Source organism: Pyrobaculum calidifontis JCM 11548 (genome assembly GCF_000015805.1).
In the GTDB taxonomy this organism is placed as follows: domain Archaea; phylum Thermoproteota; class Thermoprotei; order Thermoproteales; family Thermoproteaceae; genus Pyrobaculum; species Pyrobaculum calidifontis.
This window is the reverse complement of record NC_009073.1, coordinates 147,442-171,027: the sequence shown is the minus strand read 5'-3', so window position 1 is coordinate 171,027 and position 23,586 is coordinate 147,442. Positions and strand designations below refer to the sequence as shown.

Here is a 23,586-nt window from a genome sequence, read left to right as displayed (position 1 = left end):
ATTTTTAAAGGAGGCCCTTTTTCCCCTTCGTGCCTTCTACAAAGCCGCCTAAGGAGAGGCCCTATGGGAAGAGCAAAATTAGGTGTCTCAGGTGTGGGACGCGGGAGGCTGTGATTAGGAAGTACGGCCTGTACCTCTGTAGGAGGTGTTTTAGAGAGGTGGCGCCCGTCTTGGGGTTTAAGAAGTACTACTAAAGTTTTTAAAGTGGGCTTTCCCGGGGGCCTATGGTAATGTTGGACCTCCTTTCCAACGCCCTCACGGCGATTAAAAACGCGGAGGCCATGGGCAAGAGGCAGGTGGTGATTTGGCCAGTCAACAAGTTGATATACTACACGCTGAGGGTGTTACAGAGGTACGGCTATGTGGGCGAGATTGAGTACATAGACGATGGGAGGGGTGGGAAGTACGTGGTTCAGCTTCTCGGCAAGATCAACGACATCGGCGCAATTAGGCCCCGCTTCCCGGTGAAGTACAGAGAGATCGTGGAGTGGGAACAGAAGTACCTCCCAGCGAGGCAGATCGGCATCTTGGTGATTTCTACGAGCCAGGGAGTGATGTCGCACTTGGAGGCAAAGGAGAAGAAGATTGGCGGCGTCCTTTTGGCCTACGTCTACTAGGGCCGCCTTTTGCGGCTTTAAGTTTAAATAGGGGGCGTAGTTTGGTAGTCGTGCCTAGGAGGGAGCTTCCTCAGCCACTTAAGAGGCTTTTGAGGCTGAGGTTACAAATGAAGCGGAGGAAGCCGGAGTTTGTCCGGATTGACCAGTGGAGGTACAAGCGTATTGAGGACAGCGGGTGGAGGAATCAGAGGACTTTAGACAACAAGATTAGGAGGAAGTGGAAGGGGTGGCCGAAGCCCGTGGAGGTGGGCTACAGGAAGCCGGCCGCCGTGCGCGGCCTTCACCCAAGCGGCTTTGTGGAAGTCCTTGTCCACAGGCCTGAGGACCTCGCGGGTCTGGACCCCAAGGTGCACGCGGTGAGGATTGGGAGGACTGTGGGGCTTAGGAAGAGGCTGGAGATTGTGAAAAAGGCGAGGGAGCTGGGGTTCTACGTGCTTAACCCCGGCAAAGAGGTGGTGGAGTTGTTGAAGAAAGAGTTAAATACTGCTCAGCCTCAGCAGTAGCCATGGTCGACGTTAAGAGGCTGGCTGCGGAGATCCTCGGCGTTGGGGTTAGCCGGGTGAAAATTTCGCCAGAGGCCGTCGGCAGGCTGGAGGAGGTGGTGACAAAGGACGACGTGCGGGCGCTTATAGACGAGGGCCTTATCTGGGCTGAGCCTGAGAAGGGCAACTCTAGGGGCCGTTGGAGGGAGTTGCACGAGAAGAAGAAGAAGGGTAGGAGGAGGGGCCAGGGCAGTAGGAAGGGGAGGAGGCTGGACGAGGAGGAGGCTTGGGTTAACAAGATGCGGGTCATGCGCAGGTTTTTAAACACTTTGAAGAGGCAGGGGAAGCTGGACCCCGCCACGTGGCGCCAGTTGTATAGAATGGTTAAGGGCAACTACTTCCGCGACCTTAGACACCTTAAGACGTACATAAATGAGCACAAGCTGACGAAGGAGCCTGTGAAGTAACATGGCGAGGGGGGCTAGGTATAAGGTCCCGTTTCGGCGGAGGAGGGAGGGAGTTACGAACTATAGGAAGAGGAGGAAGCTCCTCCTCTCGAGGAAGCCCCGCCTAGTGGTCCGCAAGACCAATAAGCACCTAATTGCGCAGATAGTTATCGCGAGGCCGCATGGCGATGAGACAGTGGTGGGACTTGACACACGTGTCCTCTCCAAGTTCGGCTGGAAGGGCGACGAGAACAACACCTCTGCGGCATACCTGCTCGGCCTAATAGTGGGGTACAAGGCAAGGGCCAAGGGCATCAAAGAGGCTATATTAGACATAGGTCTCCACAGGCCTACGCCTGGGGCTAGAGTCTTCGCAGTCATGAAAGGCGTAATCGACGCAGGGGTGGAGGTGCCACATGGAGAGGAGGTGGTGCCAAGCGAGGAGAGGATAAGGGGAGAGCACGTGGCCGAGTACGCCAAGAGGCTTAAAGAGGAGGCGCCCGAGGCGTATAAGGCCAGGTTTAGCCGGTATCTACAACGCGGCTTGCCGCCGGAGGAGTTGCCGAGCCACTTCGAGGAGGTGAAAAAGAAGATTGTTGAGTACTACGAGCAGAAGTTGGCCAAGGCTGTCGCCCGTTAAATATTTTAACGCGTCTGCTTATTCTCTTGAGTGCCGCCGGAGTGCCGCAGATGTGCGGGCCGATGAAAGGCGGTTCCCCGGCTTTTATGCGGAAAAATTTATTAAGAGCGTAGTACCACTGCCCAGGCCCCGGTAGCTCAGCCCGGTCGGACAGCGTCAGCTGGGCCAAAGCGCCCGCCTCGTAGGCACTCTGCCGAGACAGCGGGAGGTCCCGGGTTCGAATCCCGGCCGGGGCTCCACCGTTTTACATCGACATCGTTACGACGGTAAGCTTAAATGCGCCTAGCTTTGGGGGTCTGTGGACGTGTTGGACACTTTGACGGAGTACGTGGCGTGGGTTTCGCAGCGGCACGTCAACCCTCTGGGGAATCTATACGGTGGATATATGCTCCACTGGCTGGTGGACGCCGGGTCTATTACTGCCATGAAGTTCGCCGAGGGCAACGTTGTGTTGGGGTTTTTGGATAAGACGCATTTTGTCTCCCCGGTGAGGCTGGGCGACTTGGTGACTTACAGGGGGTGGGTGGTCAATGTGCGGAGGAGTAGCATGGGGGTCCTTGTGGAGGCGTACGTCTCTAGGGGCGGCGAGGCGCGTTTAGCCACAGTTGGCAGGATGGTCTTTGTGAAAGTGGATGGGGAGGGGAGGCCCGTCCCCGTCGGCAAGTCGCTTACATGTGCGGGCGAGGTTAAGCGGCTGTGTGAATACTTCCAGGAGTGGCGGGCGAGGGTGGACGAGGCGCTGAGGAGGGAGGAGAGGGCTGACCCCGGGTGGGAGGCGTTGAGCCACTTTATCGCAATGCCTGAGGACTCTCTAGACGGAGTGTTGATGTACGGGGGGAGGCTTCTCTTTAGGCTGGACGAAGTGACGTCTATCGCCGCTTTAAGGTTCTACCCCTCCATATATGTGACGGCCAGCGTCAACAGCATGGCTTTTAGAAGGCCCATCTACGTGGGTGACATTGTCTCAATAAGGGCCGGCGTCACGTACGTTGGAAGGACTAGCGTTGAAGTGGGGTTCGCAGTGGAGGCCCTCGGGGTGAGGGGCAGGAGGCTTGTGGCAGATGGCTATTTTACATTTGTAAACATGTCTGGGGGCAGGCCGAGCGAGTTGCCGGCGGGGCCGCAGGGCGATGAGGAGGCGAGGAGGCGTAAGGAGGAGAGCGTAAGAGAGGCGCAGATGTTGAAGACGCTGAAGCCGCCGCCGGCGCGCAACCTCCCCTGGATGACTCAGCTACTGTAGATTTTCCAGTATTATGTGGAGGAGGGTGTTTGGGTCGTCTTTCAATGCCGAGGCGTAGTACACGCGCGTCGCGCCGAGGGCTTTCGCCGCCTCTTCGCCTTCTGTGTATATGCCCAATTCTTCTGCCAAGTCTCGCTTGTTGCCTATCAGGATTTTGCGGGGGTTGAAGGCCAGTCTTACCTCTATTTGGAAGAGGTCGTTTAAAGTGTGTGGCGCGGTGAGGTCGTACATGTAGGCGACTAGGTCAATCTGCGCGGCGTATTTCCTAACGGCCTCGTTGTAAAGCGCGGCCACCTCTGCTGCGTACTGCCCTGGGGCGTCTAGCAAGAAGAGCTCCATGTCCCCAACCCTCAGCACGTAGAACCGCGGCCTCCTCGTCACCCTAGGCTCTTTAGAAAGGCCCAACAGGCGGTATATGTAAGTAGTCTTGCCCACTCCACCCACCCCGAGGAAAGACACTGCATATTTTCTACGTGGCATCCATTATACAGAGGTCTGCGTCTTTGTAGTATATTTTGCCGGCGCATTCGCCCACTTGGCCTAATCCGAGCGCCTCTGCGAGGAGGTCTGCGAAGAGGCCCAGGGCGCCGAGGAAGCGTACTTTGTAGACTTTCTCTGCCACTTCTCTGGCTCTCTTCGCGTCTACCCCTCTGTGGCAGATAACTGCGGCTGAGAATTTTCCATACTTGTCTAAGGCCAAGTCCTCTAGCCTCCCCACTTCGAAGGCTATGAAGAGGGACGGCGATACGGGCTCTAGCACTCTTTCAAGCTCTAGGGGCAGTATTGACACTCTCTCCTCCTCAAGGGCCAACACTTCCCAGTTCTCGTCTAATATCACGATGTCGGCCCCCGTGGCGGCGGCCACCTCTGTGGAAAAGCCGCAGGGGAGCCAGCCGGCCACTAGCACGAGGGGCATTTTTCCCAGCTTGCCCGCCGCCCTGGCCCTCAGGCCTTGGAATATCGCAGTTGCGGCGAACAGCGTCTCGTGGCTCGGCCTGACGCCTTCTCCCAGGAGGTGGGGCACAATCACGTCGTCGAAGATTGCGCCGAGGACTTTGCTTGGGATAGGCGGAGGCGCCTTGTTAGTCCTCCTGTACTTGTCGCCTCTCTTCACGAAGTAGCCGAGCTCTGCGAGGAGGTGGTACAGCTTGCCGAGGGCGTCGTCTACCTTGACTTCGTTTTGTTTAAGCAGTAGGCGGAGGTAGCGGCTGCCAGCCACCCCGGCCTCTAACACCGAAGACACATACATCTTCGCAAACGTTATATATATTTTAAACACGGGGCGTTAAATATGCGCTGTGCATAATACGTGTACGTGCTGTCTCTGCGGCGCGGCGAAGTCTACATGGGCGGCGTAAAGCTAGTCCCAACGCCCCTAGTGGAAGAGGTGCGTAAACTGCTGAAGGAGGGCTCCTCCGTCCTCGTCTTGGGGCCTCACGGCGTTGGGAAATCCGCCGCCGTTTTTACCGCCATGTACACGGCAGTGGGAGAAGGCGCCGCGGCGATAGATCTCTCTGTGGACACTGCCACGTTCGCCGAGTATTTAAAAGTGGCCGAGAGGGCGAAGTGGGCCTTTGGCTTCTTTGACGCGCTGCCGCCCCAGTTCTACGAAGAGCCAGACGTGTGGGTGGAGTACGCAACTCTGTGGAGGGACGGCTGCCAGAGAATTGCGGCCCGCTCCGCCTACCTCCAGAGGAGGGGCTACCCCGTGGTGTTAGTTCTCCCCCGGGAGCTCGCCGTCCGATGCGGTGCATATCTACGTAAATTTGTCAAAGTTAGAGTTGGCCAGTCTGAGGATGTGGCTAGGAGAATTTTTGAGGAAAACGCGGAGGTTTACTGCGGGGATAGCTACGCCGAGTATGTGGCAGCGGCTGTGTCTAAGTGGGGCGAGGGGGGCTACTACATGGCGCTTTACGCGGCGAAGGCATTGCGCTACTGCGACGAGGACCCCGAGGGGCTGGTGGAGGTGGCGCGCGCCTCCTTTGTGGAAAAACTGAAGAAGTACGTCAAGGCGGTCTACGCTGGCCCCCGCTTCGCCGATGTGGTAGCCCACCGCCGCCTGCCGGGGCCTCTCCTCTCAGAGGTGGCGCACTACGAGGAGGTTGAGGCAAAGGTGAGGGTGGCGGAGAGGCTAGTCTCGCTGGCTAGAAAAATTCCAAGCCCCCACAGGGAGTACGTGGAGGTGCTCGCGCTACAAGCCGCAGATGGCCTTAGGCGTTTTACAAGGCCTGGGTGGTATGTGCGCTCTCTAAGGCGGGTGGGGCCCCTCTGCGAAGAGGCCCTGGTAAAAGTGGCAGAGGAGCTGGGAGGAGGGCGCCGGGAGGTCGACCTTCGCCTCTTGCTGAAGGGGTTTGTGATAGCCCACGGCGCCTATAGCGACTTGGCAGAGGCCGTTCTGCGCCTGGCCCTTGGGGAAAGCCCTTGCGTGGGGAAGCTCGCGCGGCTTTGCAGAGGCGGCGCCATGGGGGAGGAGTTGGTCAACGCCATTGTGCACCCGTACCGGCTGTCGCTGGACTTTCCGCCTCTGCCCGAGGGCCCCGCCTACTACGCCAGCGTGAGGGCTGAGGAGCTGGGGGAGGACAAGTGGGTTGAGTTCCTCGCCTTTCTCAATGAGGAGGCTAAGAGGCGGAGGGTGGACGTGACCCCGTTTAGAGACTACGTGGAGCTGGCTCTGTCGAGGGGCGGGCCTGAGGCCAGGGGGCTCGCCTTGTCTCTCGTTGAGGCGGCCGCCGTTGTGCCTAGGGACTTGATAGTGTACGCCCTCGCCGAGGCCTCTAAAATGGGCAGAGCAAGCGGGGCGCTCGTCGACAAGTATGTACAATACGTGGGCGACGCAGAGGCCCTCTACAAGGCGTGTGGAGAGGCGTGTAGAGACGTGGTGGTAGAAGTGGCGCTTGCCGCCGCGGCTAGGGCTAGGGGCTGTGAAGCCCTGCGCCAGCTGGAAGTGGCGCTGACGGCCGCGGGGTATGGTAGACTAGTAGAGAAGTACAGACCACACCAGTTCTGCACATAAGATAAATACTGGGTCTGTTGCCTTTTCGTGGATTTGAAGACTTTAGTGGCCTCAGCGCTTGCGGCCGTGGAGTCGGGGGACGTGGAAACTATATACTCGCTGGTGGTAATCGCTCTGCGTGAGCTGAAGCAGAAGGCGGAGCTTACGCCCATAGCGGTGGAGGCCGTCTTAGACGAGCTTGTGGCGGAGGGCTACGCCATTGTGTATGAGGAGGCTACCCTCGACTTCAAGCACAAGTACAGGAAGTACATGGCCACGGACAAAATTGCCACAATAGCCAAGCCGCTTCCGCCCACCGCGCAGAAAGTGGCGTCTATGAAGTACGTGACGCCGGCCTTCTACCTGCTGTTAAACAGCTAGCGTTTCTCCAGGAGTTTGAATAAGACGTACTTCATCACCTCGTTTGTGCCCTCGCCGATTTCAAGAATTTTGGCATCTCTATAGAACATCTCCGCCTTACTCTCCTTGCTGTAGCCGTATCCGCCCTCGAGTTGCACAGCCCTCCTCGCCACGTCCACCGCAATTCTCGCCGTCTGAAGCTTTGCCACATGGGCCATGGCTACAAAGTCGGGAGACTTCACATCGTACAGATATGCTGCGTAGTACGTCAAAGTCCTCGCCGTCTCAATGGCGGCGTACATCTCAGCTAGCTCAAACTGGGTGTTCTGGAACTCTATGAGCGTTTTCCCAAACAGCCTCCTACCCCTGGCCCAGGAGAGTGCCTCCTCAAAGGCCCCCCTGGCGATACCCACAGCCACGCCAGATATAGCCGCCCTACCCACGTTCAATGCATGAACTACAACGGCCCATCCTTCGTTTATTTTTCCTACTATGTCGTCGTCGTTGGCTGGGCATTCGTTGAATTTTACCTCGGCGGTGCCTGTGCCTCTCACGCCCATTACCTCTATTGGAGTAGCCTCTACGCAGCTTCCCCTCTTCACTAGGAAGGCGGTTATCGCCTTGTGCCTAGCCTCTTTGGGGCCAGTGCGGGCAAAGACTAGGTAGTAGTCTGCGTACAAGCCACTGGTAATCCACATCTTAACCCCAGAAATACGCCACTCACCACCCACACGCACAGCCCTAGTCTCAATAGCCCCAGCATCACTACCACAACAAGGCTCAGAAAGAGCAAAAGCGCATATGAGCTCGCCGGAGGCAAACTTGGGCAAAAGCTCCTCCCTCTGCCGGGGGTTGCCCATGGCGTATATATTCTCCGCTATCATGGAGCTCTGAATTTCCATAATTGTGGCCACCCCGGGGCTTGCCCTAGCCAGCTCCTCCACCACCAATACCTGTGTCAAGGTGTCTGAGCCGCCGCCGTTGAACTCAGGCGGGATTGTGGGCGCTAGGAGACCCAACTCGCCTAGCTTTCTCAATATCTCCCTGGGGTAGACACCCCTGTCTATCTCCCTGGCCCTAGGTCTAACATGTAGTTCTGTGAATTCTCTCACACTTTTTAAAATTAACCTATGCTCTTCGTCAAGCATATTAACAAGTCGATACACTTTTTAAAACTTTATTCAATTCTAACCCATGTGGAAGCCCGAAAGAGAGCACTTGGAGGAGTCCAACGTGGCTAAGACTCTGGCGGAGAGGGGGGAGCCGCTTGAGAAATTCCTGGAATATACCTACACGGGGGACTTCTGGTCTTGGTTTGAGTCGCACGTCCTGGGGCTGAGGTGGGCCAGGCGTTATGAGAAAGTACTGGACCTCTCCCGCGGTGTTCAGTGGCCTCGCTGGTTTGTGGGAGGATTTTTAAACATCGGCGACCAGGTGGAGGAGTCCGCCCAGCCGCTGGTGAAGTGGGAGGGGGAAGACGGTTCGGCGGCCGAGTGGTCTTACTCCTACGTGCTCTACAAGGCAAGGGCAGTGGCCTCTTGGCTGAAGAGGGCGGGGCTTAGAAAGGGGGATAGAGTGGCCGTCTACATGCCCATGGTGCCCGAAATTGTGCCTGTGATGCTCGGCATCATTAGGGCTGGGGGGATTTTTGTGCCGCTTTTCAGCGGCTTCGGCAGAGAGGCCATTAGAATTAGGCTTGAGGACAGCGAGGCCCGCTTCGTCTTTGCCTCAGATGTGTCGTATAGGAGGGGGAGGGAGGTGGACATGTTGGCCGAGCTGGAGGCCGGGTTGGCCAAGTCTGTGGAGGCCGTGGTGCTCCACGCGAGGGCCAGGGAGAGGAAGGACTACGTAGACTTGGGCGAGGTCTTTCGCACAGGCGGAGACTACGTGGAGGTCACCGAGGCGGAGGACCCCATGATGCTCATATACACCTCGGGCACCACTGGGAAGCCCAAGGCCACAGTGCACGTCCACGGGGGGTTCCCCATAAAGGCCGCCGCCGACGTCTACTTCCACTTCGACCTCAAGAGGGGGGAGACCCTCACCTGGGTCACAGACATGGGGTGGATGATGGGGCCGTGGCTCGTCTTCTCGGCGTATCTGCTGAGGGGCTCCATGGCCTTCTTCGAGGGAGCCCCCGACTACCCCAAAGACAGGGTGTGGAAGTTCGTAGAGCGGTTTAAGGTAAAGGTGCTCGGCATGGCCGCCACGCTCACAAGACACCTCCGCACAATTGGGGCAGAGCCTGGGGAAGGGGCGGGCGAGCTGAAGGCATTCGGCAACACTGGGGAGCCCATAGACGCCGAGAGCTGGTGGTGGCTGCACAAGGCCGGGAGGGGGAGGGCGCCCATAATAAACTACTCAGGCGGCACAGAGATCTCCGGAGGCATACTGGGGTGCTACGTGGTAAAGCCCATAAAGCCCACATCCTTCAACGGCCCCTCGCCGGGGACAAAAGCCGCCGTGTTTACAGAAGACGGAAAGCCGGCGCCGCCGGGGGTTGAGGGAGAGCTGGTGGTGCTGTCCGTTTGGCCTGGCATGACTAGGGGCTTCTGGAGGGACCCCCAGCGGTATTTAGAGACGTACTGGTCCAAGTGGCCGGGGGTGTGGGCGCACGGCGACGCGGCTGTGGTAGACGAAGACGGCTACTTCTACATCGTGGGCAGGGCAGACGACACGCTCAAGGTGGCTGGGAAGCGCCTAGGCCCCGCCGAGGTGGAGGGCGTGCTTAACTCCCACCCCGCAGTGGCCGAGTCGGCTGTGGTGGGCAAGCCCGACCCGCTCAAGGGCGAGGTGCCAGTGGCCTTCGTAGTGTTAAAGCAGGGCTTTCAGCCAAGCGAAGAGCTTAAAAGAGAGCTGGCAGCGCTGGCGGAGAAGGCGCTTGGCAAGGCGTACGGCGCCTTGGAGGAGATATACTTCGTGAAAGAGCTCCCCAAGACTAGAAACGCCAAAATCATGAGGAGGGTAATAAGGGCAATTCTCCTGGGAAAAAGCCCAGGCGACCTCTCAGCTCTCGAAAACCCCACCGCCGTAGAAGAGATCAAAAAGGCAATAGGACGGCAGTAATTTTCCAATACTGCGCGCAGAAGAGCGCAAGTCGTTCGCTCGCATCGAGGCATGCAATAAAATAGAGATGACATGACCACTGAGGCTCGGCGAACAACGAGAGCGGCCAGACTCTAAGGCTTGCCTCCACTAGACGTAACACATGGTGCCGGTCTCCTAAAGGCGGCTACCTGTAACCTAGGGAAACGCGGCAGTAAATTTAAAAATTGAGGAAGGAAAAGAGATAGCCCCGGTAGCTCAGCGTGGTTAGAGGGCTAATTATCCGACTAGAGCGGCGGGCTGCAGACCCGTAGAGCCGCCGGCGCGGAAGTCCCGGGTTCAAATCCCGGCCGGGGCTTCAGCCTTTATGGAGAGCAAAGCCGTTTTGATTATTTCTAGGGATCTCTTTTCATATACCCTCACCTCTCCTTTATGCCGTAATAGCGAACTCCTTATGCCCACAGACAAAAGCATAGCCTTTATTTCGCACGCCTTTGTCTTATCATGGGGAATTATCCTGATGTACTCTCCGCGCTTGTACTGTGCTACAATGATTCTGGCGATCTTTGCCATCTCTACTAACACACGCCTAACAGACTCGACATCGAGTTGCGGCTTCATCGCCCTGCCAGCCCTCTTCTTAGCCTTCTCTAACCTCCTGATCATCTCTCTGGCCGCCACCTTTTCTATCTCGTCTAAAAACCGTACGGAGACACCTCTCTGCGCTAATTCCTCTAGCTGTTTTGGCGTAAATTTGACCGCGTTGCCCCTTAGCTTTACCTCTATATCTAATTTCTTCAACGTTTCGTACAATTCGACAGCTGTTACGCCTTTTACCCCAAATCTGTTATCATAACGGTAAAGTAGATATTTAGCATTACCTAGTTCAACAAGGGCCGCTACAGGGTTTCTAGCCAGCGACGTGTAAAGATTCAAAGCTTTCCCAAACGCAGGGCTCGGCGCAATAGGCAGTAGGAGACGCATGTGCCACGGCCTGAGACGTATAAATGGCCCCGCGAGAATACCTTTTACAGCCTCGGCTAGTTCACTCGCCAGAGAAGTCTCCCCCTTAAACGTCTTCTTCGGCGTAGTTTTTGCCGCAATTCTCAGCTCTGTCCTATACATATTGCCATCCCCCAGCACGAGCGTCCCCACGGCGTTGCTGAAGGCAATCCAAGCGCCGGCGTCGTCAACCACGTACACTCTGCCATTCCTTTTAAACGCCGCCTCCCTCAACGCCTTTAGCACGGCGTAGCCCCGCACGAGCACTCCCTCCGTTCTGCCCAGCGTAATTCCAAACCACTTATAGAGACCCCTAATGACCTCAGCCGCTGTGCCGACCGGCCACATTTCCACTGTAGGGCTTATGCTCATCACAGTCTTTGTGGCTTGGCGGACCGCCAGCTTAAATACCAGAGGCTTATTAGGGGATAAGTTCAATACTTCAATGGCGTATTTCGCCAAGGCAATCCAGTCAAAAAGCCGTAAGGCAATTTGGCCAGGATTACTGGCACTATGCTTCAAGCTACCTCGTCTATCGTCACTGAGCAACCAGCCCAAGTTTCTAAACAACGCCACAGGCGCCCTATCTCTCTGGCCCAACATGCGCGATACCGGCTCTACTAGCGGTATCTCAAGCCACAGTCTCTTGTAGTCCACATCTATATCGAAGACTCCCACCCTCGTATCCCTGGCACCATGAGCCCCATCCACAAATTGCATAAACTCCTTCTGCTGACTCCGTAGCGACGTCTCGTCAAGTTCTCTCCACGTGACACGCATCTCCGTGTCCAATAGCGTTAGATAAACAAGCACCGGCTTATTTAGGTGCCACTTTGTAATCTCGCTGTGCGCCACCGACCTTTTGACTAAGCCACCATGTCTCTTAAGGCTCTCTATCCCAAGCTCTCTTATCCTATACTCTACCCCCGCCAGCCCTTTCATCAGTTTGCAACACAGAGGCTCTGTGTACTCTATGTACTTCCACATCAGCTTCAGATCATCCTCTGTGTACTCCCTGCCCCACGGCCGCTTACAATGGGCCCCAGGGAAGTTGCACCTCTCGCTATGAAACCTAGCAAGTTCCATGTAGCGATGGTGGATATTCCGCAGGTGTCGGCAGAGCTCGTCCCAGCCGTCTCCAGCTACTTTAGACGGCGACATATCTCTGCCGCTCCGCGGCATTAAAAAGTCGCTGTTTATAACTTTGTAGGGGGACCTCGCTGAAAGTAACAAACCGAAGAGAGCAAAGGCTTTAGGCAGACGCGGCGCCGGTGCCAAAACAACTTACTGAGAAGTTTCTATGGAGCGTGGCTACTGCGAATCTCTCTCCTCACCGCCTTTGCCTCTTTTATCTCGTAGTACCCCCACCCGCTGGGGTGCCAGTGCGCCGTGCCGCTTACCTCCACCCGGAGTAGGGGGCTTTCCACAACGTACGTCTCGTATTCGCCTCCCTCGCCGACGGGCGAGAAGCCGTACCGCCGGCTGAGGGCGATTAGCTCCTCGGCTGCGTCGGGCGTGACGGCTCTCCCCAGCCACTGGGGCCCCAGGCCCATGGCCATGGCGGCTGTGATTATGAACCGCATGTGGGCCGCCTCTTCCCGCAGGAGCTCCTCTTGGTCTCTCCCCCAGTGGGGGGCCAGGTGGCGGACGCCCAGGAGCTTGGCCAACTTGTCTACTCTCTCCTTCTGGTAGCGGGACGCCACGGCGCCTGAGACCAATGCGTCAAATCGGCAGTCTCTGCGCAACTGGGCAAGCAATTCGCCGAGTTCCTCCACTTCCCTCTCCTTTTCCCCACTTACCTCTACCGCGAAGTGAGGTATGCCCATGGCATCGCCGTGTATTAAGCTCCACCTTATGTTCACTGTGTGGAACATGTAGGAGTCGGCGCGGCGGGGGAGCGCGATGATGAGACAGGCGGCTTCGTGCCCCTCCTCCAACGCCTTTAGCAGGGCGTAGTGGCTGTCTTTGCCGCCTGTGTAGAGGACGGCGACTCTCATTTCCTAAGGCTTGCGATTATCTTCTCCACGTGTGCAACTGCCTCGACGTGGCTTTTCGCCTCCACCTCCCCCTCCCTCAGCCCCGCGGGGCATTTTACGGCGTATACGAGCCTCTTGGTGGCTGGAAACCAGAGGAAGTACACGTCGCATTTCCCCACTCTGCCGTTTGCCCACTCCATTAGCCCCGCGGCCTCGCCTGCCGAGTCCACTGCGTCGAGTCTCTTGGCTACCTCTCGGTGGAATGTCTCAATAAAATTTAGCATTACTTGATCTTGGTGCAGCGGGTCTCGCGCGTCTCTTTGACTCCGCTCTGCGCCTTAGGCGCGCCGAATTTGCAGACGTCGAGGTACGGCGCTAGGAGTAGGCAGACCCCAGTTATGAAGTTCTTAAGCTTCGTCCACATGTGTATAAAATTGGCGTGGTTTTAAAACCGTTTTCGTAAGTGCGTTATTTGCTCTGCAGTATTGCGGCCTGGGCGGCGGCTAGTCTCGCCAGAGGCACTCTAAACGGCGACGCGCTTACGTAGTCAACCTTGGTCTTGTGGAAGAAGTAGATGGACTTGAGGTCTCCGCCGTGTTCGCCGCATACTCCCACCTCTATGGAGGGGTTCACCTCCTTGGCTGTGGCAGCTGCGTATTCTACTAGTTTTCCAACTCCCTTGACGTCCAGCGTCTCAAAGGGGTTTGCGTCTAGTATCTCTAGCTCTAGGTACTGCGGTATGAACTTGTTCTCAGCGTCGTCGCGGCTGAAGCTAAACACGGCCTGCGTCAAGTCGTTGGTGCCGAAGCTTATGAAGTCCACATGCTTGGCTATTTCGTCTATGGTCAACGCGGCGCGCACAGTCTCCACCATTGTGCCTATTTTCACGTTGAGAGACACGCCGAATTCCTTCTCCACGTCTCTAAGCGCAGGTATTATGCTCTTCTCTTTTACAAACACTATCTCTCTCGCGTCTGCCACCTGCGGTATCATGATCTCCACGACGGGGTTGTGCCCGGCCTTCTTCAGCTCCGCCGCGGCCTCTAGAATGGCCCTGTTTAAGTAGTAGTAGAAGTCGGGGTGCGTGACGCCGACCCGCACGCCTCTGTGGCCGAGCATTGGGTTAGCCTCCTGCAACGCCTTTACGCGTTTGTACAACTTCTCGAGCTCCGAGGCGTCTTCACCGCGCATCTTCCTCTGGTAAATCTGCTCCAGCACTTCCTCGGGCTTTGGCAGAAACTCGTGGAGCGGCGGGTCTATCAGTCTCACAATTACGGGCAGGCCGTCCATTATGCGGAACACCTCCTTAAAGTCCTCCTTCAACGCCTTGTACAACTTCTCTAAGTATGGCCTCCTCTCCTCGGCGCTCTCCGCGAGAATTATCCTCCGGAGTAGCTCAAGTCTCTCAGGCTTTCTAAACATTCTCTCAATTCTCAACAAGCCGATGCCCTCTGCCCCAAACTTCCTCGCTATGGCCGCGTCGTCGGGCAAATCGGCGTTTGCTCTAACGCCGAGCCTCCGCACTTGGTCAGCCCAGCTCAGAAGCTCCTCGAGCTCTGGGATCAGCTCGGCCTCTATCGTGGGCACGACACCTATGTAGACGTTGCCCGTGTGCCCGTCGATGGTTATCCACTCCCCCTCCTTGACCACTATGTCGCCTATCTTGAGGTACTTCTCCTCCTCGTGTATCTCTACGCTCTCTGCCCCGACCACCGCGGGCTTCCCAATTGCCCTCGCCACCACCGCGGCGTGGCTAGTCATCCCGCCTCTGCTCGTGAGAATGCCCACCGCGGCGTAGAAGCCGTGCACGTCGTCGGGCTTAGTCTCCACCCTAGCCAATATCACCCGCTTCCCCTCAGCCGCCCACCGCACTGCATCGTCGGGGTGGAAGACCACTTGCCCAGACACTGCGCCTGGGCTGGCGGGGAGGCCCTGGGCCACCGGCTTTGCCTTGGCCTTGGGGTCTATGCGCGGGTATAAGAGCTGGAGGACGTGGTCCGGCTTAACGTAGAGGATGGCCTCCTCCCTAGTTATAATCCCCTCCTTGGCCATGTCCACAGCCGTCTTTACCCTGGCCAACGCCGTCATCTTGGCGTTTCTAGCCTGGAGGAAGTACAAGACGCCTTTCTCCACTGTGAACTCCACGTCTTGGACGTCCTTGTTGACGCGCTCAAGCAACTTCACCCCCCTGTAAAGCTCGTCGTATAGGTGCGGGAACCTCTTCCTAAACTCCTCGATGTCCATGGGAGTCCTTATGCCAGCCACCACGTCCTCTCCCTGTGCCACTGGTAAGAATTCTCCATACAGCTTATTCTCGCCGGTGGCCACATCTCTGCTGAACACGACCCCCGTGCCGGAGTCCCACCCCACGTTGCCAAAGACCATTGTCACCACGTTGACGGCGGTGCAGTCCGCCACGTCGGGGGTTATTTTCTCAATTATCCTGTAGAAAATGGCGCGGGGGCTCATCCACGACTTAAACACCGCCTTTATAGCCAGCCTCAACTGCTCCCACGGGTCCTGCGGGAAGCCGCCCCTCTCTCTGAGAATTATCTGCTTAAACCTCTCCACCGCCTCTTTGAGCCCCTCCAAGGGGACCTCCGGGTCCTCCTTTGCCCCATACTTGCGCTTAATCTCTTCCCACGCCGAGGAGAAGAGCTTCTCGTCTATGGAGAGGACAATTTTGCCGAACATCTGCAAAAACCTCCGGTAGGCGTCGTAGGCAAACCACTCGTTGCCCGACCACTTTGCGAGACCTTTCACAGTCTCGTCGTTTAGGCCCAAGTTGAGTACCGTGTCCATCATCCCTGGCATGGAGACCGCGGCGCCGCTTCTCACAGACACTAAAAGCGGCGCATTAGGATCGCCAAATTTTCTCCCAGTCTCTTCCTCAAGCCTCTTCATGTACTCCACGGCCTCTCTCCAAATCTCCTGAGGCAACTCAAGGCTGTCTATAACCTTGTGGAGTTTTTCGATGACTTGGTCTCTCACCTCCGGCGGCGGGTTTTTCAGAAGGGCTGCCTCCAGCTCGGCGATTTCCTCTCGCCTAGGCTCGTAGAACTTCTTACACGCCTCGGTGGTTATAATGAAGCCGGGCGGCACGCGGAGGCCGAGCTGGCTCATTTGAATCAAGCTGGCCCCCTTACCGCCGAACAGCTTCTTATTCCGATAGTCGGCCTCTTTGAAGCTGTACACATACTTACCCATAGAGAGTACAATATAGCATGTTTTTAAATGTTTCTATAGAAAAATATAGAGAAATGAAGCTAAGAAAGTTTAGAGAAGCTTCTATTTTTATACAGGCAAAATTTATAATTATCTATAATTATAGATTACTCCTCCAAGTGCCCTCTTCATCTAAGTAAACACGCCCCTCGCTAGACAGCTTAGACAAGATAGCCCTAACCGTGGTCATCGTCAGTAGCACATTTTCCCACCCCCTCTCCCCACCCACCTCCTTCAACAAGCCCACGGCCAGCTTAGTCAAGTCGCCGGGCAACAGCTTGGCCACGGCCTCCACAGCCCTTTCCACGTAGCGCCTATTTGCCTCAATCAGCTCCGCCGCCCTCTTCCGGCTACCTACCACGGGGCCGTGGCCCATCACCAAGACCTCTGGCTCAAGCGCCATTATCTTGTCCAAGGAGGCTAGAAAGGCGTCTACGTCCATGAGGTAGGGCGCGCCGTATTTCTCGAGCACCTTTTCCCCAAACAACGCGTCGCCGGCGTACAGCACCCCCTCTACGTAGTACCCCACGTGGCCAAAAGTGTGGCCGGGCAGAGACACTACCTCGAAGGGGCCTACCCTCTCGCCGTCTTTCACCACGCCGGACACCTTTATATCTCCGCCCTTGTACACCGCGTTGTTTACATAAACGCCGTGGGTGAAGAAGAGCCTCGCCCGGACGCTGGCCACGAAGAGCTCTTCGCCCCAGGGCGCGTAGACCTCGGCGCCTGGGGGCACCGCGGTGAGGTGGTCTGCGTGGAAGTGGGTGAGCAACACCTTAGGCGCGGGGCCCGCCGCCTGCAACACCTCAGCCGCCCTCTCCGCCGGCTGGCCGGGGTCTACGACGTATTCCCCAACCACCAAGGTGTTGGGAGAACCCCTCAACAGCCTTACGCCTTTTCTCAGCTCCATGTTATCTTTATATCCCCTATAAATCAATAAATCAGTGTGACCTTCTCCATAGTGGCAAGCGACGGCGTCGACGTAGGCGTGGCTGTGGCGTCTAAATTCGTCGCAGTGGGTGCCGTGGTGCCGCACGCAGAGGCCGGCGTAGGCGCCGTGGCCACGCAGTGTTATGCAAACCCCAGGCTTGGGAGAGTAATACTCGCGCTCCTCCAACACCGCTCCCCGAGGGAGGCGTTGGAAAAGGCCTTGGCGCAAGACGCCGAGAGGGAGATCAGGCAGGTCGGGGTAGTCAACGCCAGAGGCGAGGCGTACGTCCACACTGGGGGCAAGTGTCCGTACTACGCTGGGCACATCGTGGGCAACGGATACGCGGCGCTGGGGAACATACTGGCGGGGCCCGAGGTGTTGGAGGCCATGGCCAAGGCCTTTGAGACAAAGAGGGGGGAGCTGGTGGACAAGCTCTTGGCGGCTCTAGAGGCTGGGGACAGGGCCGGCGGAGACCGCAGAGGGAGGCAGTCAGCCGCTTTGCTTGTGCTCAGGCCCGGCGGGGGATACCTCGGCTTGTCAGACACCTACGTGGACATTAGGGTAGACGACCACCCAAACCCGGTGGAAGAGCTGAAGAGAATCTTCCACATTTGGGAGCTCACTCTACTGCAAAGGGAGGACCCCAGCGACGTTGTGTCAAAGAGAGATGTGGCGGCGGAGGTGCAGAGGGCTTTGAAAAAGCTAGGCTTCTACAGGGGCGAGGTGACCGGCGTCTGGGACGAGGCCACAGAGGAGGCGTTTAGGGACTGGGCGGGCTATGAGAACTTTGAAAACAAGATACGCGACGACGACAAGATTTGGGGCACAGTCTACCGCTACCTCTTATCTAAGCTTAACGGGTAGCTCCCCCGCGAATTTCAACCCCCACTTGAACATCTCCAGCTTAACCGCGGAGATTTTCACTCCCGCGTCAGCCGCCTTGGCCAAGGCCTCTGCGAACTTGGCGTCTAGCGCCCAGTTGGGCGAAAAGAGGCGGGCCCTCCTCCTGAGCACTAGGAAGAGGACATGGGCCTCGTAGCCCTCCGCCGCGGCCCTCGCGAGCTCCTCCATGTGCCGAGCTCCCCTCGCCGTCGGCGCGTCGGGGAAAAGCGCGACTCCGCCCACCTCAAGCGTGACACCCTTAACCTCCACCAAGGCCAGCCCCCCATCGGGCCTCCTCAGTAGTAGGTCGAAGCGCCCTCTGCCGTAGGAGGGCTCGGTCTTCGCCACGGAGTACCCCTTAAACACGTGCCCCTCCTCCACGAGCCACGTGGCTATCTTGTTGTGCATCGCTGAGTCCACGAGGACGAGCTCCTCCGGCAACTCCACGGCGAGGAGGTAGTAGGGGGCCTTTCCCCCCGCCTTCTTCCTAAGCCACACGGTGGAGCCGGGGAACAACAGCTCGGCCAGGCGGCCGGGGTCGTGGATGTGGACGAGCGCCTCTTCCCCCTCCACCTCTGCCACGCCGAGGAATCTGTTGAGGCGGCGTTTGAATGTCGCAGAGACGTCTGGCTGGGGGAGCGGGAAATGCATAAATAGGCGTGGGGATGTGGTTCTATGTATTTTTCGAGGATAAAGGTCCCCCTGCCCGGCATGGAGCTCGGCCATGTCAACGTCTACGTGGTGAAGTGCGGCGACGGGTTTGGGCTTGTAGACGTGGGCCTTGCCACCTACGAGGCGGCGCTGGCCCTTTTGAGGGGGCTTAAGGCCATTGGGATAAAGCCGCAGGAGGTTGCCAAGGTCTTTCTCACGCACTTCCACGCCGACCACATAACTCTCGCCCAGTTCTTGGCGGAGGTGGCCTCGCCCGACTTCTACATAGGGGCAGAGGAGTTGGGATGGGCGGCCCCCTCCTTCGACGAGTTGGCCAAGATGTACGCCGAGGAGTACAAGAGGCACGGCGCGCCGCCTGAGGTCTACGAGGCCTACCTCAAGCTCCACCCCATGTCTAGGTACCGGAGGGCGTTTGAAGACGTGTGGAAGTTGCCCTGGCGGGGAGTCCGCGACGGCGAGGAGCTGGACTGCGGCCTGAGGGCGGTGCACACCCCCGGGCACACCCCAGGCCACACGGTGTACATGTCCCAGGGCGCCGTCTTCACCGGCGACCACGTACTGCCCAAGATTACCCCGAACATTTCGTGGTACCCCAAGCCCGGCTTTAACCCCCTAAAGGAGTACTTGTCCAGCCTACGCAAGACTAGGCTGGAGGCGAGGGGCCTCCCAGCGCACGGCGAGGAGATCCCAAATCTGGCGGACAGAGTAGACCAGCTTATTCAACACCACGAAGAACGCTTGGCCGAAGTGCTGTCGGTCTTAAAGGAGCCCATGACCACCTACGAAGTGGCCAAGAGGATAACTTGGGATGCAGGGCCCTTCGACCAATTCGACGTGTATAATAAAATGTTCGCCGTGGGAGAGGCGTACAGCCACCTGCTCTACCTAGAGGAGATGGGGAAGGTGCGGCGGATTGAGGGCGAAGTGGTGCGCTGGGCGCCGGCCTAGCCGCCGAAGGGGGGCACCAGTTGTACAACATCGCCGTCTTTTAGCCTCGTGGCGAGGCCTTGGAGAAACTGGATAGAGCGCCCGTTGACCCATATGTCGTGCATAGGGATTATCTCCTCGCCCCTCAGAATCCTCCCCCTAAGCCCTGGGTACATCTTCTCCAAAAGGTCTACCACGTCCCCCACCGTGGCCCCGTCTGGGAGATCAAAGACGTGTGTTACAACGTCGTACTGCGGCAGACCAAAGTACTTGGGCCCAAATATTTTTACAGTGACGCGCACATGAGTTACAACGGCCTCTTTTAAAGCTTTAAACTAGCACACACCCCCTTGTTCATGATATACCTAGTTCAACACGGCAAAGCCTTCGACGAGAGAGTTGACCCAGAGCGTAGCTTGACGCCGGAGGGCATTGAAGAGAGCAGGCGGGTGGCAACGCATTTGGCGAAGGTGGGGGTGAAAGTGGCCGTTGTGTATCACAGCGGGAAAAAGAGAGCTCGGCAGACTGCGGAAATCTTCGCCCAAGTACTGGGGGCGAGGGCAGAGGAGAAAGACGGGCTAAATCCAAACGACGACCCTGCCATTTGGGCCGAGAGGCTTAGCACCCTCGACGAAGTGATGATCGTCGGCCATCTGCCCCACCTCTCCCGCCTGGCGTCGCTCCTCGTGGTTGGCAACACAGAGGTGCCCATAGTCGAGTTTAGATACTCCGGCGTAGTCGCGCTGACGCGTACGCCGAAGTGGGTAGTCAAGTGGCTTCTTACGCCTGACATTTTGCCCTAGTGAGATATCTAACATACACTTTTTCATCTGTTCTGCTTTTGTACTTTGCTTCTAACAGTTTTTAATTATATATAATGAACGACAATACTTATAACAGATGATGATAGTACCGCTATGAGAAGCTTCTTCCCTAACTACGAGCTGTCGCTGAAAGACCCAGAGACCTACTGGCGGCGGGTGTTGGAGGCCTCGGCCGAGGACATATACTGGGCTAAGTGGCCTGACAAAATTTTTGAGTGGGAGCCGCCTAAGCCGTTTAAGTGGTTTGTGGGCGGGTACACAAACGCGGGCTTCAGCGCCGTGTCTTACAAGATTAGGAAGTACCGCGACAAGCCCGCCTACATCTACTACAGCCCAGAGCTCGGCGTAGAGAGAAAAATAACCTACTGGGAGCTCTACCAGCTCGTCTGCGACTACGCCGCGGCTCTAAGGGCCGCTGGCGTGAGGAAGGGGGATAGAGTGATGGTGTACATGCCGAACTCTATCGAGGCGGTGGCGGTTATACTGGCGGCGGCGAGAATAGGCGCGATTTCTACGACGGTCTTCGCGGGCTTTTCGCCCAAGGCTGTGGCCGACAGGATAGAGCTCACCGAGCCTAAGATAATATTTACCCAGGACTATTCGCTTAGGCGTGGGCGTAGGGTGCCGCTGAAGGAGAACATTGACGAGGCTTTGAAGATTTCGCCGTGGCGGCCCGAGAAGGTGGTGGTAAAGAGGGCGCTTCCCGAGGCGGAGGTGGCCATGGAGAAGGGCAGAGATTTGACTCTCGACGAGTTTCTCGAGTTGGGCAAGTACACGGACTGTAGCCCCGTGTTTCTCGAGGCCAACGAACCCCTCTTCATAATGCCTACGTCTGGCACCACCGCTAAGCCGAAGCCTGTGGTGCACGTGCACGGGGGGTACCAAGTGTGGATTTGGCACGGCGCAAAGCTCGTCTATGGGCTAGAGCCGGGGGACGTGGTCTTCAACACGTCGGACATTGGGTGGATTGTGGGGCAGAGCTACATAGTCTTCGCCCCGCTGATAATCGGCGCCACGTCTATACTCTTCGACGGGGCAATAGACTACCCGCGGCCCGACGTGTTCTGGGAAGTGGTGGAGAAGTACCGGCCCACTCTCATCTGGACGTCTCCCACGGCAGCTAGGCTTTTGATGCGGCTCGGAGTAGAGCAGGCAAGGAAGCACGACTTGAGCAGCGTGAGGCGAGTCGTGACCGCGGGGGAGGTATTGAACCCGGAGGTGTGGCGGTGGCTGTACGAGGACGTCTTCCAGAGGAGGGTGCCCGTGATTGACCACATGTGGCAGACCGAGACTGGGGGGCCCATCTTCGGGTACCCATACGCCCTTGTAAAAGATATGGGATACGGCATGGAGTATGTGAAAATTAAGCCCGGCTCCGCGGGGCAACCCCTCCCCGGTGTGGAGTTCGAGATAGTGGACGAGAAGGGCAATCCGCTACCGCCGATGCATAAGGGGATTGTGGTAATAAAGCGCCCCTTCCCGGGGCTCACGCCCACTCTGTGGAAGGACCACGAGAGGTATCTAAAGGACTACTGGCAGAGGTTCGAGGGAAGGCTGGTCTACTACACCGGCGACGCGGCGCATGTGGACGAGGAGGGCTACATATGGTTTGGCGGGAGAGCAGACGAGGTTATAAAAATCGCGGGGCACCGCATAGGCACTATAGAGGTTGAGTCGGCCCTCTTGACACACCCCGCGGTGGCTGAGGCGGCTGTGGTGGGCGTGCCCGACCCCCTGAGGGGGGAGGCCATCGCCGCCTTTGTGGTGCTAAAGCCGGGCTGGCGCCCCACAGAGGAGCTCAAGAGAGAGTTGATAGAACACGTGCGGAGGACCTTTGGCCCAATAGCCGTCTTCGCTGGGGTAGAGTTCGTCAACATGTTGCCCAAGACGCGGTCTGGCAAAATCATGAGGAGAGTGCTTAAGAGGGTGTGGACCGGCGAGCCCATAGGCGACATATCCACCATAGAGGAGGAGGCGTCTGTGGAAGAGGTAAAAGAGGCGGTGTCAAGGATGAAAATATTAGCCGAGACGAGCAGGGAGTAGCATGGCCTACTTCCCAGGGCTGGAGGGGGTGGTGGTAAAAGAGACTGAGATCTGCCACATCGACTTGGAGAACTCGAAGATATACTACAGGGGCTACGACTTGGAGGAACTCGCCGAGAGGTCCACCTTTGAGGAGACGGCGTACCTACTGCTCTATGGAAAACTCCCCACCCGCGGCGGGCTTGAGCAGTTCAAGGCCGTGCTGAGGGGCAACAGAGCGCCGCCTCAGCACGTCACCGCCGTACTCCAGCACTTGCCCAAGTCGGCGGAGCCCATAGACGTGTTGAGGACTGGGGTGTCGGCCATGGCACACGGGGAAGATCTCAGGGACAGATCCCCCGAGGCCGAGCTCGCGAGGGGGGTGCGGATTATGGCGGCGATGCCGTACATAGTTGCGGCGTGGCACAGAATTAGGACAGGCCAACAGCCCCTTTCGCCAGACGCCGACAGCCACGCGGAGTACTTCCTAAAGGCCCTAAGGGGTAGCGACGTCTCCCCCCTAGAGGCGAGGGCGATGGACGTCATGTTGATAATATACGCCGAGCACAGCATGAACAACAGCGCCTTCACCGCAGTCACAGTGGCCTCCACTCTCTCCGACATGTACGCCGCTGTGACAGCCGCCATCGCCAGCCTCAAAGGCCCACTACACGGGGGAGCCAACGTGGATGCGGCCCTCATGATAGAGGAGATAGGCGACGAGGGGAACGTGGAGAAGTGGGTAGACGCCGCGCTGGCCGCCGGGAGGAGGATACCCGGCTTCGGCCACAGGCTGTACAAGAGGGGGCCCGACCCGCGGCTGAGGGTATTGCGAAGACTCGCCAAGGAGCTAGCCTACGCCAAGGGAGACACCAAGTACTACGCCATTGCCCAGAGACTTGAGGAGTACGTCACGGCAAAGCTCGCCGCCAAGGGCATATACCCCAACACAGACCTCTACGCCGCGGTGATATTCAAATACCTAGGCCTCCCCGTGGACATAAACCTCCCCACCTTCGCCATATCCAGAGTAGCCGGCTGGGTGGCACACGTCGTGGAGTACAGGAGGAAGAACAGGCTGATACGCCCCACCGAGAAGTACACAGGCCCCATAGGGCTGAAATACGTGCCAATAGAAGAACGCTGACCCTGCCCCTCCACACGCTCAAATGGTAACCACCTCTTTTCACAGTAGGAGTCGCGCGACTATAGCGTGTGTAGGTTATCATAAACCAGACATAGTCCCAAGATCCCGCACCACAACATCTGTGATGGCAAGACGGCCTTGAACGTCAAACCCTTG

Annotated in this window: 25 protein-coding genes and 2 tRNA genes; 17 read left to right on the top strand and 10 right to left on the bottom strand. The window is 57.6% G+C overall.

Annotation, left to right across the window (positions count from 1 at the left end; genetic code table 11):
* Positions 1 to 29 precede the first annotated feature (29 nt).
* From PCAL_RS00930 to PCAL_RS00900, 7 genes are all read left to right on the top strand, one after another.
* Entirely contained in the window at positions 30 to 194 is a 165-nt protein-coding gene (locus tag PCAL_RS00930) for a 30S ribosomal protein S14 (protein WP_011848871.1), read from the top strand.
* Positions 195 to 224: 30 nt separating this feature from the next.
* Complete coding sequence (locus PCAL_RS00925; RefSeq protein ID WP_011848870.1) at positions 225 to 617, top strand: 30S ribosomal protein S8; 393 nt, start codon at positions 225 to 227, stop codon at positions 615 to 617.
* A 41-nt stretch (positions 618 to 658) separates the two neighbouring features.
* Positions 659 to 1,120, top strand: coding sequence for a 50S ribosomal protein L32e (locus PCAL_RS00920; protein WP_011848869.1), 462 nt, complete (start codon positions 659 to 661; stop codon positions 1,118 to 1,120).
* A 2-nt stretch (positions 1,121 to 1,122) separates the two neighbouring features.
* Complete coding sequence (locus PCAL_RS00915) at positions 1,123 to 1,566, top strand: 50S ribosomal protein L19e (RefSeq protein ID WP_011848868.1); 444 nt, start codon at positions 1,123 to 1,125, stop codon at positions 1,564 to 1,566.
* 1 nt (position 1,567) lies between these two features.
* Complete coding sequence (locus PCAL_RS00910) at positions 1,568 to 2,185, top strand: 50S ribosomal protein L18 (RefSeq protein WP_011848867.1); 618 nt, start codon at positions 1,568 to 1,570, stop codon at positions 2,183 to 2,185.
* A 126-nt stretch (positions 2,186 to 2,311) separates the two neighbouring features.
* Positions 2,312 to 2,424, top strand: a tRNA-Thr gene (locus PCAL_RS00905).
* A gap of 59 nt (positions 2,425 to 2,483) precedes the next feature.
* Entirely contained in the window at positions 2,484 to 3,425 is a 942-nt protein-coding gene (locus PCAL_RS00900; protein ID WP_011848866.1) for an acyl-CoA thioesterase, read from the top strand.
* On the opposite strand, the gene PCAL_RS00895 is transcribed toward PCAL_RS00900, so the two are convergent.
* Both PCAL_RS00895 and PCAL_RS00890 read right to left on the bottom strand, forming a co-directional pair.
* A complete protein-coding gene (locus tag PCAL_RS00895; RefSeq protein ID WP_011848865.1) occupies positions 3,417 to 3,905 on the bottom strand; it encodes a Rab family GTPase in 489 nt (162 codons plus the stop codon). The two genes, PCAL_RS00900 and PCAL_RS00895, sit on opposite strands and share 9 nt — an antisense overlap.
* Positions 3,895 to 4,668: a hypothetical protein gene (locus PCAL_RS00890; protein WP_193322771.1), complete on the bottom strand. Its 774-nt coding sequence runs from the start codon at positions 4,666 to 4,668 to the stop codon at positions 3,895 to 3,897. Before PCAL_RS00890 ends, PCAL_RS00895 begins: the two co-directional genes overlap by 11 nt.
* 66 nt (positions 4,669 to 4,734) lie before the next feature.
* On the opposite strand from PCAL_RS00890, the gene PCAL_RS00885 reads away from it, so the two are divergent.
* Both PCAL_RS00885 and PCAL_RS00880 read left to right on the top strand, forming a co-directional pair.
* A complete protein-coding gene (locus PCAL_RS00885) occupies positions 4,735 to 6,438 on the top strand; it encodes a hypothetical protein (RefSeq protein WP_011848863.1) in 1,704 nt (567 codons plus the stop codon).
* A gap of 27 nt (positions 6,439 to 6,465) precedes the next feature.
* On the top strand, positions 6,466 to 6,798 hold the full coding sequence (locus PCAL_RS00880; protein ID WP_011848862.1) for a hypothetical protein: 333 nt from the start codon (positions 6,466 to 6,468) through the stop codon (positions 6,796 to 6,798).
* On the opposite strand, the gene PCAL_RS00875 is transcribed toward PCAL_RS00880, so the two are convergent.
* Complete coding sequence (locus PCAL_RS00875; RefSeq protein ID WP_011848861.1) at positions 6,795 to 7,925, bottom strand: acyl-CoA dehydrogenase family protein; 1,131 nt, start codon at positions 7,923 to 7,925, stop codon at positions 6,795 to 6,797. The two genes, PCAL_RS00880 and PCAL_RS00875, sit on opposite strands and share 4 nt — an antisense overlap.
* Before the next feature lie 46 nt (positions 7,926 to 7,971).
* Between PCAL_RS00875 and PCAL_RS00870 the strand changes: the two genes are divergently transcribed.
* The 3 genes from PCAL_RS00870 (at position 7,972) to PCAL_RS00860 (ending at position 11,077) form a co-directional block, all read left to right on the top strand.
* On the top strand, positions 7,972 to 9,843 hold the full coding sequence (locus tag PCAL_RS00870; protein ID WP_011848860.1) for an AMP-binding protein: 1,872 nt from the start codon (positions 7,972 to 7,974) through the stop codon (positions 9,841 to 9,843).
* A gap of 226 nt (positions 9,844 to 10,069) precedes the next feature.
* Positions 10,070 to 10,180 (top strand) — tRNA-Cys (locus PCAL_RS00865).
* 624 nt (positions 10,181 to 10,804) lie between these two features.
* A complete protein-coding gene (locus tag PCAL_RS00860; RefSeq protein ID WP_193322770.1) occupies positions 10,805 to 11,077 on the top strand; it encodes a hypothetical protein in 273 nt (90 codons plus the stop codon).
* A gap of 1,045 nt (positions 11,078 to 12,122) precedes the next feature.
* Here PCAL_RS00860 and PCAL_RS00855 read toward each other — a convergent pair.
* The 5 genes from PCAL_RS00855 to PCAL_RS00835 all read right to left on the bottom strand — a co-directional run bounded on the left by PCAL_RS00855 (position 12,123) and on the right by PCAL_RS00835 (position 16,935).
* A complete protein-coding gene (locus PCAL_RS00855; protein WP_011848858.1) occupies positions 12,123 to 12,821 on the bottom strand; it encodes a diphthine--ammonia ligase in 699 nt (232 codons plus the stop codon).
* Positions 12,818 to 13,084, bottom strand: a complete 267-nt coding sequence (locus tag PCAL_RS00850) for a hypothetical protein (RefSeq protein ID WP_011848857.1) — start codon at positions 13,082 to 13,084, stop codon at positions 12,818 to 12,820. The genes PCAL_RS00855 and PCAL_RS00850 overlap by 4 nt, the downstream gene beginning before the upstream one ends.
* On the bottom strand, positions 13,084 to 13,224 hold the full coding sequence (locus PCAL_RS00845; RefSeq protein ID WP_193322769.1) for a hypothetical protein: 141 nt from the start codon (positions 13,222 to 13,224) through the stop codon (positions 13,084 to 13,086). The genes PCAL_RS00850 and PCAL_RS00845 overlap by 1 nt, the downstream gene beginning before the upstream one ends.
* Before the next feature lie 44 nt (positions 13,225 to 13,268).
* Positions 13,269 to 16,007, bottom strand: coding sequence for a pyruvate, phosphate dikinase (gene ppdK, locus PCAL_RS00840; RefSeq protein ID WP_011848856.1), 2,739 nt, complete (start codon positions 16,005 to 16,007; stop codon positions 13,269 to 13,271).
* Between the two features lie 118 nt (positions 16,008 to 16,125).
* The gene (locus PCAL_RS00835; protein WP_011848855.1) at positions 16,126 to 16,935 is read right to left on the bottom strand and encodes an MBL fold metallo-hydrolase; all 810 of its coding nucleotides are present in this window, start codon (positions 16,933 to 16,935) and stop codon (positions 16,126 to 16,128) included.
* A 36-nt stretch (positions 16,936 to 16,971) separates the two neighbouring features.
* Here PCAL_RS00835 and PCAL_RS00830 point away from each other — a divergent pair, with 36 nt between their 5' ends.
* Positions 16,972 to 17,820, top strand: a complete 849-nt coding sequence (locus PCAL_RS00830; RefSeq protein ID WP_011848854.1) for a DUF1028 domain-containing protein — start codon at positions 16,972 to 16,974, stop codon at positions 17,818 to 17,820.
* Here the strand turns inward: PCAL_RS00830 and sfsA are convergent.
* On the bottom strand, positions 17,800 to 18,489 hold the full coding sequence (gene sfsA, locus PCAL_RS00825; RefSeq protein WP_011848853.1) for a DNA/RNA nuclease SfsA: 690 nt from the start codon (positions 18,487 to 18,489) through the stop codon (positions 17,800 to 17,802). The genes PCAL_RS00830 and sfsA overlap by 21 nt on opposite strands.
* A 24-nt stretch (positions 18,490 to 18,513) precedes the next feature.
* Here sfsA and PCAL_RS00820 point away from each other — a divergent pair, with 24 nt between their 5' ends.
* A complete protein-coding gene (locus PCAL_RS00820; RefSeq protein WP_011848852.1) occupies positions 18,514 to 19,458 on the top strand; it encodes an MBL fold metallo-hydrolase in 945 nt (314 codons plus the stop codon).
* On the opposite strand, the gene PCAL_RS00815 is transcribed toward PCAL_RS00820, so the two are convergent.
* The gene (locus PCAL_RS00815; protein WP_011848851.1) at positions 19,455 to 19,739 is read right to left on the bottom strand and encodes a MoaD/ThiS family protein; all 285 of its coding nucleotides are present in this window, start codon (positions 19,737 to 19,739) and stop codon (positions 19,455 to 19,457) included. The two genes, PCAL_RS00820 and PCAL_RS00815, sit on opposite strands and share 4 nt — an antisense overlap.
* 54 nt (positions 19,740 to 19,793) lie before the next feature.
* Between PCAL_RS00815 and sixA the strand changes: the two genes are divergently transcribed.
* The 3 genes from sixA (at position 19,794) to PCAL_RS00800 (ending at position 23,430) form a co-directional block, all read left to right on the top strand.
* Positions 19,794 to 20,240 (top strand): phosphohistidine phosphatase SixA, encoded by a 447-nt coding sequence (gene sixA / locus PCAL_RS00810; RefSeq protein WP_011848850.1) that lies wholly within the window; start codon positions 19,794 to 19,796, stop codon positions 20,238 to 20,240.
* 114 nt (positions 20,241 to 20,354) lie between these two features.
* Positions 20,355 to 22,304 carry an acetate--CoA ligase gene (locus PCAL_RS00805; protein ID WP_011848849.1) on the top strand — a complete coding sequence of 650 codons (1,950 nt, stop codon included), beginning with the start codon at positions 20,355 to 20,357 and terminating at the stop codon, positions 22,302 to 22,304.
* A gap of 1 nt (position 22,305) precedes the next feature.
* Positions 22,306 to 23,430: a citrate synthase/methylcitrate synthase gene (locus tag PCAL_RS00800; RefSeq protein WP_011848848.1), complete on the top strand. Its 1,125-nt coding sequence runs from the start codon at positions 22,306 to 22,308 to the stop codon at positions 23,428 to 23,430.
* The last annotated feature ends 156 nt before the right edge of the window (positions 23,431 to 23,586 follow it).

Excerpts from the sequence above, each read along its gene's own strand:
- PCAL_RS00845 (WP_193322769.1), bottom strand. The coding sequence starts at position 13,224 with ATGTGGACGAAGCTTAAGAACTTCATAACTGGGGTCTGCCTACTCCTA.
- PCAL_RS00855 (WP_011848858.1), bottom strand. The coding sequence starts at position 12,821 with ATGAGAGTCGCCGTCCTCTACACAGGCGGCAAAGACAGCCACTACGCC.
- PCAL_RS00860 (WP_193322770.1), top strand. The coding sequence starts at position 10,805 with ATGTGCCACGGCCTGAGACGTATAAATGGCCCCGCGAGAATACCTTTT.
- PCAL_RS00850 (WP_011848857.1), bottom strand. The coding sequence starts at position 13,084 with ATGCTAAATTTTATTGAGACATTCCACCGAGAGGTAGCCAAGAGACTC.
- PCAL_RS00915 (WP_011848868.1), top strand. The coding sequence starts at position 1,123 with ATGGTCGACGTTAAGAGGCTGGCTGCGGAGATCCTCGGCGTTGGGGTT.
- PCAL_RS00870 (WP_011848860.1), top strand. The coding sequence starts at position 7,972 with ATGTGGAAGCCCGAAAGAGAGCACTTGGAGGAGTCCAACGTGGCTAAG.
- PCAL_RS00800 (WP_011848848.1), top strand. The coding sequence starts at position 22,306 with ATGGCCTACTTCCCAGGGCTGGAGGGGGTGGTGGTAAAAGAGACTGAG.
- ppdK (WP_011848856.1), bottom strand. The coding sequence starts at position 16,007 with ATGGGTAAGTATGTGTACAGCTTCAAAGAGGCCGACTATCGGAATAAG.
- PCAL_RS00895 (WP_011848865.1), bottom strand. The coding sequence starts at position 3,905 with ATGCCACGTAGAAAATATGCAGTGTCTTTCCTCGGGGTGGGTGGAGTG.
- sfsA (WP_011848853.1), bottom strand. The coding sequence starts at position 18,489 with ATGCATTTCCCGCTCCCCCAGCCAGACGTCTCTGCGACATTCAAACGC.
- PCAL_RS00875 (WP_011848861.1), bottom strand. The coding sequence starts at position 7,925 with ATGCTTGACGAAGAGCATAGGTTAATTTTAAAAAGTGTGAGAGAATTC.
- PCAL_RS00805 (WP_011848849.1), top strand. The coding sequence starts at position 20,355 with ATGAGAAGCTTCTTCCCTAACTACGAGCTGTCGCTGAAAGACCCAGAG.
- PCAL_RS00910 (WP_011848867.1), top strand. The coding sequence starts at position 1,568 with ATGGCGAGGGGGGCTAGGTATAAGGTCCCGTTTCGGCGGAGGAGGGAG.
- sixA (WP_011848850.1), top strand. The coding sequence starts at position 19,794 with ATGATATACCTAGTTCAACACGGCAAAGCCTTCGACGAGAGAGTTGAC.
- PCAL_RS00820 (WP_011848852.1), top strand. The coding sequence starts at position 18,514 with ATGTATTTTTCGAGGATAAAGGTCCCCCTGCCCGGCATGGAGCTCGGC.
- PCAL_RS00835 (WP_011848855.1), bottom strand. The coding sequence starts at position 16,935 with ATGGAGCTGAGAAAAGGCGTAAGGCTGTTGAGGGGTTCTCCCAACACC.
- PCAL_RS00925 (WP_011848870.1), top strand. The coding sequence starts at position 225 with ATGGTAATGTTGGACCTCCTTTCCAACGCCCTCACGGCGATTAAAAAC.